Raw genomic sequence first — 15,177 nt, forward strand, 5'->3', positions numbered from 1 at the left:
GGGGGGGGGGGGGGGGGGGGGGGGGGGGGGGGGGGGGGGGGGGGGGGGGGGGCCGGGCGGGGGGGGGGGGGGGGGGGGGGGGGGGGGGGGGGGGGGGGGCCCGGGGGGGGGGGGGGGGGGGGGGCGGCGGGGGGCCCCCCCCCACCCCCCCCCCACACCCGGGCTTCGCGCTGTCCAATGACCGGTCAGAGTAGGAGTGGCGTGGTCTGGCCACTCGCTATGACGAGGACCTGGACGAGGGCGCGGGCCTTCGATCCCTGGCCCGGCGGCCGCCGTCAATGAGCTGGTGTGCGGCCTGGTCGGGCAGTTGGCCGACTGGCAGCAGTCGATCGGCGAGCTGGGCCGCGCGCTCACCACGGCAACTGAAGACCGACCGCTATCCGGCTGGTCCACCGAGGCCGTCACACGCCACCACCACGCTCACCTGCTCGCCGCCATCTTCGAGCTCGGCGGTGAGCTAGAGCTCCCAGCTACCCGGAACGGGCGCTTCAGGGCCCAGAGCTGCCCGGTCAGCGACGCCTGCCGCCGCCGATGCGGCGGTCGTCGGCCAGTGCGGTCAACGGGCCGAACTCGCGGGCAAGCTCGTTCCACGTCAGAACCTCGCCACAGCGGGCCGGGAACTCCTTCGGGTTGAACTCGGGCATGGTCCAGGTGCCAGTGCCCCGGTCCCGCAGCCACAGGTCCCCGTCACCGTCGACCACAGTCGGCGGGACCGGCACGGGCTCGGCCTGATCGGTGGGCTCCCAGGTGACCCGGCCCGGGTGGGAAACGCGGCGCAGCTCGGTGGTGGCCAGCCGCGCGGCCAAGTCACGGTTGGACTCCTCGGCGTCCTTGACCGACGCGAGTCGGAATGCGTCGTCAAGTGTGGGCAGGGCTGGATTCTTGCTGCGCTTTGAACTCATACGCTGACGACCTCCGGTGGGGGGCGTCACATCCGTTATGGCACCCCGTAGAGGAACACGGTATCCGAGGCGGGAGCCGGGCCAGGCCTCCTGCGCTGAAACGGTCAGCAAGCCCGCCGACGCCCAGGAAGATACTCTGCGCCAGGTCAGCGACTTGTTGGGTGAGGCGAAGAAGGCACTCGACACGCTGACGAAGTAGCTGGAGCAACCGTCCAGCCCACGGTTCAGCCCCCGCTCGGTACAACCCTCTCCGGGGCGAGCGCGGCCTCCAGGCGGTCCGGGCGTTCGTAGAGGGCGCGCACGAGGCGGGCGCGGTTTCTGGACGCAGCGCACGGTGCCCTCGATCGGCACGGACAGCCAGCCTTCCGCCTCGCGCAGGACGACGTCGGCGAGCGCCTTGGGTCCGCTGTCCTTGGCAGCCGGTCGGCACGGCGGCGGACATCGGAGACGACGGCGCGAGCGTGGCCGGTGAGCTGGAGGGTGATCTGCTCCAAGTCGCGGGCGGTGAGGGTGTTCTCGCCGGTCCACGCGAGGACGGCCCTGACGAGGCACTCGTACGGTTCGCGGTCGTGCGGGAGCTCGGCTCTGATGAGGCCGTCGGGGTCGTACAGGACCGTGTGGGTGATGAAAAGAGGGCTCCACACCCGGGACTCGGCCGGTCTAGAGGCGGCCTGACCAGCAAAATCCACCTGGCCTGCGACGGCGGGGACACGGAACCCGCGTCGAGCGTGATCCGAGGCCGCGCCGCCGCCCCCGGTTGACGCCCTGGCCGGTACGCGTCCCCGCGCGGCCCGCCGGGCGGTGAACGGCATGTACTGTCCGTGCGACGCGCTTTCGACGACCTCGGGGGTTTTATGCACCGTCAGGCGGACTCGGTCGAATCGATGGAACAACTCGCCTTGGTCTGGCGGACCATGGTTCTCGACCGTGACCCGGGGGCCGACGTCCGCGACCTCCCGGGGATCGCGGTGCGCTGGGCCGACTGCCGGTTCGCGTTCTGGAACTGCCTCACGCTGACCGACGTCGGCGCGGACGCCGGACTGGTGAGGCACCGGCTCGGCGAGGCGGTGGAGGTGATGCGCGCCAAGCGGCGGCCCGGGTTTCTGTGGATCTTCGAGGATCTCCTCGACGAGGAGGCCCGTGCCAGGCTTGACGAGGCCGCCGACGCGGCAGGGCTCGCTTACGCCTTCCCCGGCACCGGCATGGCGGCCGACCTGTCGTCCCTGCCCGAACCGGTCCACGACGAGCTGACGTTCAAGCGCGTCACCGACGACGAGCTGCTGCGGGCCTACGCCGACCTCAACTCACGGGCCTACGGCTTCCATCTGGAGGACGGCCGCGACGGCCTGGCCGGCTCCACGCTGTGGAAGAGCGACATCCACGCCTACCTGGGCCTGCGCGACGGCATCCCCGTCACCTGCGCCGCCACGGTGGAGGCCGACGGACGCCTCTTCGTCGTCCTAGTCGCCACCGACCCGGACTGCGAACGCCGCGGCTATGGAGAGGCGGTGACCCGTAAGGCCCTCTACGAGGGCGCCAGAGCCACCGGCCTGACCCGCGCGACCCTACACGCGACGGCGGCGGGCGCACCCGTGTACCCGAGGATCGGCTTCGAGCCGAACTCGCCCATCCTCTTCTACGGGCTCAAAGGCTAGCGGACCGGCCCGAGCCCACCGCGGGCTCCGTGCGCTCGACGCCCGCATCGTGGAGCACCTCGCCGAACAGCAGGCGCAAAGCAGCGTGAGGGGCATGCAGAGCCGTTCGAGCAGCGAGGAAGAGGGAGGTGGGAGCGACCGAAGCGACCGTGGCCTGTCGGTGCCAACCCGGGCACTGCCCCTTTCTGGCCTGGTGTGGTGGTGATCAGGAGGCCGCGCGGTGGGGCGAGGGCTCGGCGGGGCCGCGCAGCGGGCTGTCAGCCGGGGCCGGTGGGTGCGCAGGGCGCCGGCCCCGGTGGTCCGCGCGGCGCGCAGCGCAGACACCTCAGGCAGTCATCGTGTCAAGCTGCGGCCCTCAGCCCACTGTGTAGCCTGTCGATCTGCTCGAACGGGATGAGGTGGAGACGTGGAGACGCTGGTGGAGGGGGCCGTCGAGGAGACGCTTCGCAACGGGCGCGGTGAAGCGGTACGCCTGTATGTCGCAACCTGTGCGGAACGCATGGCGCCGCTGTTCGGTGATCACCGCACGTGACGGCGAAGTCGTCCGGCTTACCGTCGACGCTGAGCACGACAACAGCCCCATGATGGAGGTACCCGTTACGGGCCTGCGTCGCCTGCTCGCCGGCGCAGGGCAGGACCTGATCGACTTCCTCCAGCTGGCCGCTGTCTGGGCCGCTCGGCACCTGCCCGCTTACGCCGCCCCGGTCGCCTCCGTCCTCGGCCGTGCTCTAGACCTGCCCGCACCGGTGATCCCGGCGAACTCTTACAAGTCATCTCATCTGGCTGGGTGGGCTGCTGCCGTGGCGGGGATCGTTGAGCGGCTGATGCCGGATGAGTTGTGGGAGTTGTTCCAGCGGGTGGTGCCGGAGGCGCCGACCCGTCCGCAGGGTGGTGGCCGGCGTCGGCACGGGGAACCGGGAAGTGCTGGCCGCGATCGTGTTCGTCGCGACGTCTGGTTGTACGTGGCAGCAGTTGCCGTCTGCTTCGTTCGGGCCGTCGGGAGCCACAGCGGCGGTCCACGGAGTACTCAAAGACCCGGGTGTGGACCAAGCTCCATCGCTTGGTCCTCAACGAACTCGGTTCCCGCGGCGATCTGGACTGGTCCCGCTGCGCGATCGACTCGGTGAACATGCGCCCTGAAAGGCGGAGCTGACAGGCCCGAGTACAGTGGAGCCGGGCAAGTACGGCTCGAAGATCCACTTAATCACTGAGCGGACCGGTCTGCCCCTGTCCGTTGGCATCTCGGGTGCCACGTCCATGACAGCAAACCCCTGATCCCCCTGGTCCAAGGGAACCCACCGGTCCGCTCCCGGCGCGGCAGAGACGGCGCAGGCCCGGCAAGCTCCATGGCGACAAGGGGTACGACTACAACCACCTGCGGCGCTGGATACGCGACCACGCATCACACCGCGGATCGCCCGGAAGGGCACGGACTCCAACCAGCGGCTGGGCCGGTACCGCTAGACGATCGAACGCACCATGACCTGGCTCGCCGGATGTCGACGCCTCCACCGACGCTACGAACGCACGGCCAGCCACTTCCTGGCTTTCACCAGCATCGCATGCACCCTCATCTGCTACCGCAGACTCACCAGCACAAACGATATTCAGGAGGCGTCGGTGTAGGCGAGGTGGACCCCGCAACCGGTGCAGCGGAAGAGCATGGCGGTTGCCCCCTCGCCCAGGCTGGTCAGGAAGTGTTCGAGTCGGCTTTCGTCGTGCCAGCCGTCAAGGCGCATGTCGGTCCGCAACTGGTCGAGTGCTTCGGGATACGCCGCCAGCTCGGCGTATCCGACTTCCCCCACGAAGGCGGCCGCGTCCTGGCAGTGAACGAGCCAGTGTGGATCCTGCCAGGCGTGGAAGCCAGGAGTGCGGCGGGTGAGCTCATGCAAGACGTCCTCACTGACACCGTCGAGCCCGTAGGAGTCGGTGAAGTCGCCGGCGAACCGTTCAGCCGCACTGCCATCTGCGATACACCAAGGACAGAACCGTCCGCTGACGTCCTGAGCGGTGTAGAAGGTGGCCGTGTAAATCCATGCCCTGTTGGCCTTGCAACAGGCGCACAACTCGGTCGACGCGCGGATGGACGGTCGGCACTCATCGGCACTTTCCGATCCGCGGCCTGGTGGCTCTGCCCACTGATTCCACGACGAGCAGTGTGTCTGCGAGCAGGCCCTTGATCAAGCGCGGAGTCAGAGTCTTCCTGCAAAGCCAAATGAGATGACCTGTTGAGGGTGAAGGTGTTGCCGGCGGCGTCCTTGACCTTGTAGCCCGTCGGGTTCACGGTCGCCCTCGACCCGGGGCGTCGTACTGCACGCCTTGATCTTCAAGGCCGAGGAGTACTGGGCAAGGCCATCGCCGCCCACCCCGAGGACACCGAAGCAGCCCTCACCGCTTACGAGCGGGACCTGTTCCCACGCAGCGCCCGCTTCTACGAGGACACAAAGATCCCACCAGCTTCATCGACTTCCTGACCGGCGCCCCTGGAGCCGCTGGGGCACAGAGCCGCTCCACCTAGAGGGCCGAACCCGGCGACCGAGAGGCGGACGCCTCACTCGGACAGCTCCTGCTCGACCCAGATCGTCTTGCCCGTCTGCCCATACCTGCTCCCCCACCGGCGGCTCAGCTGAGCCACCAGGAACAGCCCCCGGCCCCCTTCGTCGCTCGTGCGGGCGCGGCGCATACGAGGCTGGGTGTTACTGGGGTCGGTGACCTCGCAGAAGAGAACCTCGTCGCAAATCATGCGCAGCCCGACGGGGCCACCCGCGGTGGGCGGCCTCTCCGGCTTCTTCGAGGACAAGCTCGAAGAGGAGGAGCGCGAGCACGAGGCCGAGGAGCAGGCCGAACGGGCTGGCAAGCCCAAGTCGGCCGTCAAGCTGGCCGGCAAGGCCGCGTTCTTCATGTTCCTCTACCTGGAGGTCCTGGACGCGTCGTTCTCCTTCGACGGCGTCATCGGCGCCTTCGCCATCACCAACGACATCGTCCTGATGGCCCTGGGCCTCGGCATCGGTGCCATGTACGTCCGGTCCCTGACCGTCTACCTGGTCCGCGAGGGCACCCTCAACGACTACGTCTACCTGGAGCACGGCGCCCACTACGCCATCGGCGCCCTCGCCGCCGTCCTCCTGGTGACCATCCAGTACGAGATCAACGAGTTCATCACCGGCATGATCGGCGTGGTCCTGATCGGTGCCTCCTTCTGGTCCTCGGTCCGCCGCAACAAGCGGCTCGCCGCGGCCGGGGGCGACGGCGGCAAGGAGAAGGCGGAGGTCTCCTCCGGGGTGTGAAACCCTGCTCTTCCCGGGCCGGGTTCACCCCAGGCGCGTCAGGGCAGGTGGTGTGGGCCTGGCAAGGGCATGACGGAGACGAACTGCATGTCGCCCAGTATGACCATTGCACTCACACGGGCGGCGCACTCGGCAAAGGACTGATTGCGCCCGGCTGTTGGCCGCTATCAACAGTTCATGGTCATCTCTGTGCTGCGCGGCCTGGCCGCCGCTTCCCTCGCCATCCTGCCCGTCGCCGCGTCCAACCCGGCCCACGCGGCGGAGACGCTCCCGCTCGCCGAAGAGGCGCCGGGGTGTGCGGAAAGATGGCCGAAGACGTCCCATTCGAGCGCGGTGACGAGGGCGTTGAAGAGGGCCGGGGCGTTCACCAGGAAGTGGAACCGCTCGGCGACCGGATCGCCGGCGGGGACGCTCCGGGCGCCATCGGCGGGACGCGGGGACTGTGCGGGCACGGAGGGCGGATCGGGCTGGTCGGGCCGGTCGGGGGCGGGGTGCTTCGTGCGGGTGGTGCCGTGTCGGCAGACGAATTCAACGTCACACCTCTCGTCAGCGGATCGGCGCGGCCCGCTCATGGGGGCACGGCAGCCGATTACAAGATCACGATCACGCCCTCGCATGCTGGCACACCCCCTGAAACCCCCGCAAGAACACGCAACACAATCCGGCCCACCGCACAAACACCCTCGGGGCCCGGCGCGCGGGCCCACGCGTGGCCGTTGCGCGCGCCCACGAGTGGCACGTTGCGCGGGCGGTGACCGATCAAGACCCCCGGAGCCGGTATGCCGGGCAGGGCGTGGACACGGCAGGAACCGGCTACCCGTCGCGTCAGCCATCACCCAGCCACCACCATGCAGCGAACGACGCTCCCTCCTGCCGTCACGAGCACCGGCCGCGTAGATCGACTTATGCCGCCCCACCCGCATCGGGCATCGCTTGCACCTCAATGCCATCGGTGGTTCGCTAGTCATGTATAGGCACATATGCGGGACTTGCGGGAAGTGCGGAACCGTCGCTTGCGCCGTGAGCCCCCCTGACACTGAGGGAAGCGCTCACCCTCAGTCGGTGACAGCCGGCCGTGGTGGCCATGGCTGTCACAGGACTTTCGGGTGCCGTCGTCAGCCGAATGCGGGCGACGCCGGACGACGCCGGACGATGACATCCGAGCCAGAGGCAACGAAGCAGATGGTCATCATGGTGGAGCTAGTAAGAGAGTCCCTGAAAATCCACGGCGGGTCTCATGAAGACGACCCGGACTACCACTTCACACTCGCGTACACGGCCTCGTTCGACCCCGGCGAGATGGCTGACACCTTCACAGAGTTCAGCAGGCTCTGCGAGGAGGACGGCGGCCTCACGCTGACCGACGATCACCTGTCACCGTTGAACCCCACTGGAGGACCCACCTTCGTGCCCAACAACGTCACCGGCCGCCGGCCGGACAACCGGCCCGGCCACCAGGGGATGACGCTGCTCGACAGGACCATTCCGATCGTCCTCCCGAGGGAAGTCGCGGACACCGAGGGCGGAGTTCACGACGCGGGCCACGAAGAGATCTATGGCGAGATCTGGCTGCGTTCGTCGGGAAACCTCGGCAGTACCAGCCCTGACGGGTCGGACAGCGGACTGGGAAGGACCAACGTCGGCGATTTCGACCCCTGACCCACCCGGTGGGATCGGACAGCAGCGTTGCGTTGCCGCACCCCGGCGACGCGAGGTACCACAAGCGTGCCGGGGCGCGTCGGCTACCGGAAAACCGAGCTCCACTCGACGGCAGGCAATCAGATGATCGGCATCGGTCACCCCGTCAGCGCGGATCCTCTCGGACTCGTCGCTCTTCCCCGTCTCATGGCCCGGGCCACCGGTCGGCGTGCCGTGCGGGTCGGGCTGATCGACGGAATCGTCCGGGCCACTCACCCCGCCCTGGCCGACGCACACGTGGAATTCCTCGCCCCGCACGACGACGGCCGACTCCCCGCGCCTGGCGACGCCGCGTCCCGCCACGCGACATCCGTGGCCGGCATCCTGGTGGCCCGCCGCGGATCCGGCGCACCGGCCATCTGCCCCGGTGCCACCTTGGTGGTGCGCCCCGTCTTTCCCCACGGCGGCGACTCCGCCCCCGCGGAGACGCTTGCTTCAGCGATCACGGAAGCAGCCGATGCGGGTGCGCGCATACTGAATCTGAGCCTGACGCTGGCCCCGCACTCGTACGACGCGCTCAGCGCGCTCCAGGAGGCGCTGGACTACTCGGCACGCCGCGGTGTGATCGTCGTGGCGGCCGCAGGCAATCGCGGGGCGGTCGGCGGCTCCGTGATCACCCGCCACCGGTCGGTCATCCCTGTGATCGCCTACGACCCACAGGGGCATCCCTCGGGGGCCTCGAATCTCGGGCCCACGATCGGCCGGCGGGGCGTTGGCGCGACTGGCTCGGGAATCCTCAGTCTGGAGGCGGGCAGCGAGGGCTTACGCCCCTTCGGCGGCACCAGCGCCGCAACAGCCGTCGTGACCGGGGCCGTTGCCCTGCTGTGGTCGGAGTTCCCCCGGGCGGCGCCGGCTGATCTCATGCTCGCCGTCACCCGATCCCGGTCGCGCCCCACGTCCGTGGTGCCGCCCCTGGCGGACGTCTGGCGGGCGTACGAGATCCTGCGCGCGGGGCACCACGGATGACCTGTTGTGGCAAGGAGGCACGGGAGTGCACGAGAGGGAAGTACACGACGACGGGGACATGTCCCGCGATGCAGGCCCGGACTCGGAACGGACCGCGCCACAGCCTTCGCAAGTGCGCCTCCCGGGGTTCGTCACCGACGAGGACATCGGGCTGGGCGACCTGGCCAAGAGAGCCATCGGCGCCGTGGGCATACGGCCGTGCCGGAGCTGCAGCCAACGCGCCGCGGCACTCAACCGCTGGCTCGTAATCTCGGGCAGGAGCAGTCGGCGGCGGTAGCGACGGAGCAGAATGCGATCAGGAAGGAGCGCAGGCATCATGGAGGAGAACGGTCTGCCCCCGCAGGAGTCGATGGAACCGCCGCCCGCCGACGTGGTGCGCGAGGCCACGCCGGTGCCGGAGGGGGAGCATCACTCCTGCACGACATGCGGTCACAGCGCCGTCATGTCCGAAGCGGTGAGCCATGGCGGCGAGCTGTACCCGTCATACGTGTACGCCGTGGGCCGGATTGAACCGCGAATGCCGAGCCTGGGGGTGGAGAAGGAGTTCGCCCAGGCGACCGCCCGTGCTGAAACCGTGGACCTCACCGATCGCCAGACGCTGTTCACTGTGTTGTCGGAACCACGGAACCGCTATCTCGCCCGGCAGTTGTGCTACGTGGTGACCATTCAGGGGCTCGACACGTACTTGCTGCGTCCGCGTGACCCCGGAGACTTTCCCCAGCTCATCGAAGCACTTCGTGAGGCGCCGCATTCGACGGATCTCCACGTTGTGATAGGGCTGCGGGGCCCTTTGGCTCCCCCCGACTACTGCAACGGTCTGATGCTGCCCATGGTGGCCTTCGAGCAGATCTACACGTTCAGCCCCACCACGTTCGTCCACTCCCTGCCGAAGCCGGACGGCATGGCAGAGGACCAGTTCCGGGCGGCGGCGGAAGAGCTGTTCGAGAGGGTGATCCAGATAGCCGACAACGCGGGATCCGCCGATGAGCACCGCGCGGTCAACTATCTCGCGGTGCGATATCCAAGTATCTACGCGAAATGCGCCGAGGCGCATTCCAGTGGCGCTTCCCTGACGGCCATCGAAACCCGCCCGTCCCGTCTGAGCGGCGTGCGCAGGGTCTTGGACGTCATCTTCTCGTTCACCGACCGGAAGACCGATGTCACGGAGAAGTTCTTCGTCCGGGTGGACATCGAAGAGGTGTTCCCGCACCTGATCACCAAACTGTCTCCGTACTACGACCGATAGCAGGGCCGGGAGAGTGAGGGGCGATGTCTGTCCCGTGTGCCACGGCGGAGAGTTCGCTTTATCAGAGCAGGAAACAGTACCGAACGAGGGCAGGCGGCCTGAACCGTCGGTCCGACGGCATCCACCTCGCGGACTCTGTGGAGGAGTGCGTAGAAGACTGCGTGAACGAATGCCTGTGGGCGGGCGGTCTGCGCTACGAGTGTGAGCCGCCCTGCCGGCATTCATGCCAGACGGGCCCCCCTCCGCCGTGCGATTCGTTCTGGGTGGACGGGAGAGAGTACTGCTGTACTCGCAACACCGAACCGTGCATCGGTCCGGTGCGTGCGGACGGAGGCCGCAACGTCAGTTGTCTTCACCCTGGCATGGCCTGTTGCCAAGGCATCTCGTACTGGCTGGATAGCGAGGTGTGCATCAACGGCACCGTCGAGCGCTGCTGGCCCAGGCCGACCTGCCCGCCGTTCGGCTGCTGCAAGATGGACGAGGTGTGCACCGACGAGGGGTGCGTCCCGCAGAATCAGATCTGCCCGAGGTCGCAGCGGCGCTGCAAACCGCATGAGGAATGCACCCACGACGAGGGCTGCATTCCGCGGGACCAGGTCTGCGGTCCGTCGAACCGGCGCTGCAAAGAGCCGGAAGAAGTATGCACGGCCCAGGGCTGCTGCGACAGAGGTAAGGCCACTGAGGGTCGTACACGCTGTTGCATCGGAAAGGTTCCGTGCAAAGAGGACTGCTGCGACGAATGCTGCCCCGGGGGCATCTGCTGCAATTACCCCGGAAAGTGCAGGCAACGCATTGTCGAGCGAGGCAAGCCCCCGGTGTGGGTTTGCTCCTGACGGCGCCGCACGACGGACGCCCCGACAGCGACAGGAACCGCCGTCAGACGCGCGAGGGCCACGCGCCACGGCCGAGCCTTCCTGCTGTCTGGCTGCGCGGGCGAGCCGATACGATTGATCACTACTTCGGCGTATGCGTGCCGTTGATCACCAGGGGGAAGCATCCATGCCCAGTCGTGTTCAGTCGATGCAGCAAGGTGATCCGCGTCGTATCGGCCCCCATCGCGTCGCGGGCCGGCTCGGGTCCGGCGGCGTGGGCACCGTGTATGCCGCGCTCAGTGCCGCCGGGGAGCGGATGGCCGTCAAGGTCGTGCATCCGGCACACGCCGCCGACGACGGGTTCCGTGCTCGGTTCCGGCGGGAGGTTCAGCTGTCCCAGTGCGTTACGGGCCCCTGCCTGGTTCCGGTGGTCGATGCCGACCCCGATGCGCCCGCTCCGTGGCTTGCCACCGCTTTCATACCAGGTCCCACCCTCGACCAGCACGTGGCCGCTGGCGGGCCGCTGGCCGGGGCCCGCCTGTACGCCTTGGCCGCCGGTACCGCAGCCGCACTCTCCGCGGCCCATGAAGCCGACGTCGTGCACCGGGATGTGAAGCCCCAGAACGTCATCCTGGCCCCTTGCGGTCCGATGGTGCTGGACTTAGGCATCGCTCATGCTTTGGACGGGACCTCCGTCACCCGCACTGGCGTGATGACGGGCACGCCGGGCTGGATCAGCCCGGATCATAACCGCACCGGCACGGTCGGCCCAGAAGGCGACGTCTTCGCCTGGGGTGCCCTGGTCGCCTACGCAGCAACAGGTCGTCTTCCCTTCGGCAGCGGTGCTGCCGACGCCGTTGTCTTTCGTGTCCTGTCCGCCGAGCCCGACCTCGACGGCATGGGCGATGATCTACGCCAGCTGGTGGAGAGGGCCCTGTCGAAGGAACCGTCCGGCCGGCCAACAGCCCCCGAACTCGCACGATCATGCGGTGAGTTGCTTGCCAGCCAGACCACGGTCGTCACCGGGCCCGCCGAACTGCCTCAGCCGACACTGATAGCCGACTTGCCGGCCGGGTCGGTCACAGAAGTCAGCAGACCGCCGGTGTAGCCGTACGAGACCGATTCACCGTCCGGCAGTCCCACCTGGGACAGCATCCCGTCGGTACCGGGCGTGAACGTCGTGGTGCGGCCGGCGGCGTCCCTGATCGACGCGAGAACGCCGGACACGGTCGGCGAATCCTGGGGACTGTCGCGGCGCTGGTGCCCTGCCTACCGCGTCAGGTGTCGTCCGTGGCGGCTTCGCGCGTGCGTGCCTGTTGCCCTGTGCCGGGCCGACGGCTGGTCAGACTCTGCCGAGGGCCGTGGCCAGCGCGGTGGCGGTGGATGCGATCACCCTGTCGTCGTGAGCGGTGTTGTCGTGGCCGCGGTTGGTGTACACCGACAGAATGAGCGGCGCGTCCGATCCGGGTGGCCAGACGATGGCCAGGTCGCTGGCGGTGCCGTGGTTGCTCGCGCCACCGGTGCCGGTCTTGTTTCCGACCGTCCAGTCCTTCGGCAGCCCCGCCTTGATCCGGTCGGCGCCGGTGACGCTGGCCTTCAGCCAGCCGACCAACCGCGCCCGGTCACCGGCCTGAAGGGTGTCACCGGTGGTGAGTTCGGTGAAGGTCCGTGCGGCCGCCGCGGGGGTGGTGGTGTCCCTGGCCTCGCCGGGCCCCCACTCGGTCAGCCACGGTTCCGGGCGGTCCAGGCGACTCGACCGGTCGCCGGCGGCACGGAAGAAGGCGGTCAACCCGCGCGGCCCGCCGATCTGCTCCAGGAGCAGGTTTCCCGCGAACCCGTCGGACTTGGTGATCCCGGCGCGGCACAGCTGCGCGGGTGTCATTCCGGTGTCGGTGTACTCGGTGGTCTCCGGGGAGTTCGCGGTCAGCCCGGCCATGTCGGCGGGCTTCCAACGCACCACCCGCTCCATCAGCCCCGGGGCGCTGGTGCGTGCCTCGTCCAGCACCGCGGCGCACGCGAACACCTTGAACGAGGAGTTGAACGGGAAGCGTTCGTCGGCGCGGTACGCGACCCTCCGGCCGTTCCCCAGGTCGATACCCACCGCCCCGATCCGCCCGCCGTAGGACTTCTCGAGTGCTCTCAGCTTCTGGGACAGACCGGAAGCGGAGGAGGCGTTGCCCTGCACCCGGGTTGCACCTGCCGAGGCCTTCACCCCGTCGACGGCGTGCGTGTCGTCGGTGAGGGCACCAACCGCACAGGCGAGGCCACCCAGCAGCGCCAACGCGGTCGACGTGGCGAGTGATAAGCGCAGTCGGAGATGTCGCGTCATACCGGAAAGACAACCAAGGAGCACTCAGCGATGTCCAGTAGCGCTGGAACGCCGTTCCCCCCAGCCCGGGTTGTCGACGAGTGCTTGTGACCCGCACCTTCAGGAGCGGCTGCGGGGGGCCACTGAGGTGCGGCGGTTCAGGGGTTGATGGCGTGTTCGGTGAACTGGCCGCAGGAGCGGAACCCCAGGTGGCGGTAGACGGGCTCGCCGTCGGTTGATGCCTGCAGGACCGCGATGCGGTGGTCCCGGTCGCGGGCCGTGCGGAGCGCCGCGAGCGTGATGGCGCCGCCGTAGCCGCGTCGGCGGTGGGCGGCCAAAGTGGAGATGTTGTAGATACCGGCGACTCCCGCATGGTGAAACACCTCGGCGGAGCAGACCGGACGGTTCTCCACGTAGCCGACCAGGTACCGGGCCGGGCACTGTTCGGCCAGTGCGTGCGGGGTGGCCTGGGCGAAGAAGCGGCGCACGGTTTCGGCGGGCGGGTCCCAGTTCGCCGCCAGAACCATGGCGTAGTCGGCGAGCTGTCCGGGCGTGACCACCCTCTGAATGTCCAGTCCCTGGACGGCAGGCGGTGGCAGGGTGTCGTCGAGTTCGGCCCACATCGCCGTCTCACGTTCGGATGGCGGCAGACCGGCCGCCGTCAGGCGGCTGGCGAGGTCCCCTGGTGTCGAGGCGGGCCCCACCCACCAGGAGAAGCGACGGCCGGTGCGAGCCAGCGTCCCGGCAGTCTCGGTGATACGCGCCGCAGCGTCGGCGGCGGTGAACCGGGCCGCGGCAACGATGTTGAACGTGTCGTCGTCCAGACCGCTGTCCGCGACCAGAAGGTCACCACCATCCGTGACGGTCGCACCGGTCATGCTCCGGTGCAGGTGACAGGCATGTTCCGCCAGGTTCCGTTCCATCCTGTGCAGCAAGTCGGCTTCATTGAGGGAATCAACATTCATAGCGATTGATCCCAGCATGCCCGGGCGATGGTCGCATGCGATTTTGAGGCCTCCGTCGGCAGGGTCGCACCGGCGACCGGCACGTTCGTACCCGCCCTGGTTGTATCGTCCACGAGCGTTGCCAAGGCAGGCGGGGCTCGATCTTGGCGAAGACCGCCGGCGTGGTGGAGCTGTCCGGAAGGGGCTGCTGGAGGCGGAGCGTGACGCCGACGGATATCGCGAGTACGAGGAGAACGCCGACTGCGGGTGAAGCAGATCCGGCACCTGCTCGGTGCCGGTCTGTCGTCCGAGGACATCGAGTACGTGCTGCCATGCGCGCTCGGAGAGACCCCGGAGTTGCTCGAATGTCCGGGTTGCTGGTCGCGATGCGGTCACGGCTTTTCATGACCGGGCCCGTGAAGATGCCGTGGCCAGGGCCGATGATCTGTCGCGTCAGACAGTTGCGCCGCAGCCGGAGGCGACTCGTTCCTGCGGAAGGGCCCGTAGGGCCCGTTCCTGGGGACCGCCCGGTGAGCGCCAGCCGATGTGCCGAGGCTCCTGCCACCAGCGCGCTGGTTCACCCGGAACGCGCGCTGCGCACACAGTTGGCCTCCCTGGCCGGACCCCGAGTCGGCGGTGTCGCGCCCGAGGATCCCTCCCTCGCAGGGCCGACCACGACGCATCATTATTATTGACCGAACGGTCTAGATAAGACTAGGGTCTTCGACGTGGCCAGGACCAAGGAATTCGATCCGGACGCCGCGCTGCAGTCGGCCCTTGAGCTGTTCTGGCGGCGTGGCTACGAAGCGACGTCGATGGCGGATCTCGTCGAGCACCTCGGCATCGGCCGCGCCAGTATCTACGCGACCTTCGGCAATAAGCACGAGCTCTACCTGAAGGCCATGGACCGGTACACCGAGACGCGCGACCCGCTCCTCCTGGCCGAGCTGTCCCAGCCGGGCCCCGCACTGCCCGCGGTGCGGGCGATGGTGCGCCGCGCCGCCATGGAAGCCGCCGCGCCGCAAGGACGGTTGAACGGCTGCTTCGTCACCAATACCGCGGCCGAACTGGCCCCCCACGACCCTGCGGCGGCCCGCCGGGTCGAGATCAGCTGGGAGCACGTCGAGACGCCGCTGCACTCCGCGCTCGTACGGGCCCAGGCCCAGGGCGAGCTTCCCGGGGACCGCGATCCGCGCGCGCTCGCCCGCATGCTGCTCGTCCTGCTGCAGGGCGTACGCGTCGTCGGCAAGGCGTCGAACGATCCCGCCCGGGTGCGGGACGCGGTCGAACAGGCACTGGCCCTGCTGGACTGAACCGCGCTCAGCGCAGTCGCCGGGTCCGCTTCCGCGTACCCAAATA

12 protein-coding genes and 5 pseudogenes are annotated in these 15,177 nt (G+C 68.6%); 9 read left to right on the forward strand and 8 right to left on the reverse strand.

The genetic code is table 11. From position 1 onward, the window contains the following. Positions 1-509 precede the first annotated feature (509 nt). Complete coding sequence (locus ACGF5T_RS33715) at positions 510-902, reverse strand: hypothetical protein (protein WP_356612933.1); 393 nt, start codon at positions 900-902, stop codon at positions 510-512. A 224-nt stretch (positions 903-1,126) separates the two neighbouring features. Then, positions 1,127-1,546 (reverse strand): annotated as a pseudogene (locus ACGF5T_RS33720) (DUF6415 family natural product biosynthesis protein). Between the two features lie 210 nt (positions 1,547-1,756). On the opposite strand from ACGF5T_RS33720, the gene ACGF5T_RS33725 reads away from it, so the two are divergent. The 3 genes and pseudogenes from ACGF5T_RS33725 to ACGF5T_RS33735 all read left to right on the forward strand — a co-directional run bounded on the left by ACGF5T_RS33725 (position 1,757) and on the right by ACGF5T_RS33735 (position 4,183). After that, positions 1,757-2,557 (forward strand): GNAT family N-acetyltransferase, encoded by an 801-nt coding sequence (locus tag ACGF5T_RS33725; protein WP_366768394.1) that lies wholly within the window; start codon positions 1,757-1,759, stop codon positions 2,555-2,557. 406 nt (positions 2,558-2,963) lie between these two features. After that, a complete protein-coding gene (locus tag ACGF5T_RS33730; RefSeq protein WP_356612929.1) occupies positions 2,964-3,089 on the forward strand; it encodes a hypothetical protein in 126 nt (41 codons plus the stop codon). Between the two features lie 292 nt (positions 3,090-3,381). Then, a pseudogene (locus ACGF5T_RS33735) lies at positions 3,382-4,183 on the forward strand (IS5 family transposase). Here ACGF5T_RS33735 and ACGF5T_RS33740 read toward each other — a convergent pair. Together ACGF5T_RS33740 and ACGF5T_RS33745 are read right to left on the reverse strand one after the other, a co-directional pair. Further along, complete coding sequence (locus ACGF5T_RS33740) at positions 4,165-4,641, reverse strand: CbrC family protein (protein WP_366768397.1); 477 nt, start codon at positions 4,639-4,641, stop codon at positions 4,165-4,167. The pseudogene ACGF5T_RS33735 and the gene ACGF5T_RS33740 overlap by 19 nt on opposite strands. 467 nt (positions 4,642-5,108) lie before the next feature. Then, positions 5,109-5,324: pseudogene (locus tag ACGF5T_RS33745) on the reverse strand (ATP-binding protein); the annotation flags it as partial. A 1-nt stretch (position 5,325) separates the two neighbouring features. Here ACGF5T_RS33745 and ACGF5T_RS33750 point away from each other — a divergent pair. After that, positions 5,326-5,844, forward strand: a pseudogene (locus ACGF5T_RS33750) (DUF475 domain-containing protein); the annotation flags it as partial. Between the two features lie 167 nt (positions 5,845-6,011). Here the strand turns inward: ACGF5T_RS33750 and ACGF5T_RS33755 are convergent. Beyond that, on the reverse strand, positions 6,012-6,296 hold the full coding sequence (locus ACGF5T_RS33755; RefSeq protein ID WP_356610444.1) for a hypothetical protein: 285 nt from the start codon (positions 6,294-6,296) through the stop codon (positions 6,012-6,014). 700 nt (positions 6,297-6,996) lie between these two features. Here ACGF5T_RS33755 and ACGF5T_RS33760 point away from each other — a divergent pair. From ACGF5T_RS33760 to ACGF5T_RS33775, 4 genes are all read left to right on the forward strand, one after another. Continuing rightward, complete coding sequence (locus tag ACGF5T_RS33760; protein ID WP_356610443.1) at positions 6,997-7,503, forward strand: hypothetical protein; 507 nt, start codon at positions 6,997-6,999, stop codon at positions 7,501-7,503. 66 nt (positions 7,504-7,569) lie between these two features. Continuing rightward, positions 7,570-8,508, forward strand: coding sequence for a S8 family serine peptidase (locus tag ACGF5T_RS33765; RefSeq protein ID WP_356610442.1), 939 nt, complete (start codon positions 7,570-7,572; stop codon positions 8,506-8,508). A 316-nt stretch (positions 8,509-8,824) separates the two neighbouring features. Next, positions 8,825-9,754, forward strand: coding sequence for a hypothetical protein (locus ACGF5T_RS33770; protein WP_356610441.1), 930 nt, complete (start codon positions 8,825-8,827; stop codon positions 9,752-9,754). 999 nt (positions 9,755-10,753) lie between these two features. Further along, positions 10,754-11,674 (forward strand): serine/threonine-protein kinase, encoded by a 921-nt coding sequence (locus tag ACGF5T_RS33775; protein ID WP_366768522.1) that lies wholly within the window; start codon positions 10,754-10,756, stop codon positions 11,672-11,674. Here ACGF5T_RS33775 and ACGF5T_RS33780 read toward each other — a convergent pair. The 3 genes and pseudogenes from ACGF5T_RS33780 to ACGF5T_RS33790 form a co-directional block, all read right to left on the reverse strand. Continuing rightward, a pseudogene (locus ACGF5T_RS33780) lies at positions 11,674-11,721 on the reverse strand (hypothetical protein); the annotation flags it as partial. The gene ACGF5T_RS33775 and the pseudogene ACGF5T_RS33780 sit on opposite strands and share 1 nt — an antisense overlap. A 187-nt stretch (positions 11,722-11,908) precedes the next feature. Next, positions 11,909-12,895, reverse strand: a complete 987-nt coding sequence (bla, locus tag ACGF5T_RS33785; protein ID WP_366768523.1) for a class A beta-lactamase — start codon at positions 12,893-12,895, stop codon at positions 11,909-11,911. Positions 12,896-13,032: 137 nt separating this feature from the next. Beyond that, positions 13,033-13,797, reverse strand: coding sequence for a GNAT family N-acetyltransferase (locus ACGF5T_RS33790; protein WP_361016402.1), 765 nt, complete (start codon positions 13,795-13,797; stop codon positions 13,033-13,035). A gap of 749 nt (positions 13,798-14,546) precedes the next feature. Between ACGF5T_RS33790 and ACGF5T_RS33795 the strand changes: the two genes are divergently transcribed. Continuing rightward, on the forward strand, positions 14,547-15,131 hold the full coding sequence (locus tag ACGF5T_RS33795; protein WP_356610437.1) for a TetR/AcrR family transcriptional regulator: 585 nt from the start codon (positions 14,547-14,549) through the stop codon (positions 15,129-15,131). Positions 15,132-15,177 lie beyond the last annotated feature (46 nt).

This window comes from Streptomyces sp. NPDC047853 (genome assembly GCF_043204535.1).
Lineage (GTDB): Bacteria > Actinomycetota > Actinomycetes > Streptomycetales > Streptomycetaceae > Streptomyces.

Bases quoted from the DNA above. Each gene is read 5' to 3' on its own strand.
- ACGF5T_RS33715 (WP_356612933.1), bottom strand. From the start codon at position 902: ATGAGTTCAAAGCGCAGCAAGAATCCAGCCCTGCCCACACTTGACGAC.
- ACGF5T_RS33725 (WP_366768394.1), top strand. From the start codon at position 1,757: ATGCACCGTCAGGCGGACTCGGTCGAATCGATGGAACAACTCGCCTTG.
- ACGF5T_RS33790 (WP_361016402.1), bottom strand. From the start codon at position 13,797: ATGGAACGGAACCTGGCGGAACATGCCTGTCACCTGCACCGGAGCATG.
- ACGF5T_RS33775 (WP_366768522.1), top strand. From the start codon at position 10,754: ATGCCCAGTCGTGTTCAGTCGATGCAGCAAGGTGATCCGCGTCGTATC.
- ACGF5T_RS33760 (WP_356610443.1), top strand. From the start codon at position 6,997: ATGACATCCGAGCCAGAGGCAACGAAGCAGATGGTCATCATGGTGGAG.
- bla (WP_366768523.1), bottom strand. From the start codon at position 12,895: ATGACGCGACATCTCCGACTGCGCTTATCACTCGCCACGTCGACCGCG.
- ACGF5T_RS33770 (WP_356610441.1), top strand. From the start codon at position 8,825: ATGGAGGAGAACGGTCTGCCCCCGCAGGAGTCGATGGAACCGCCGCCC.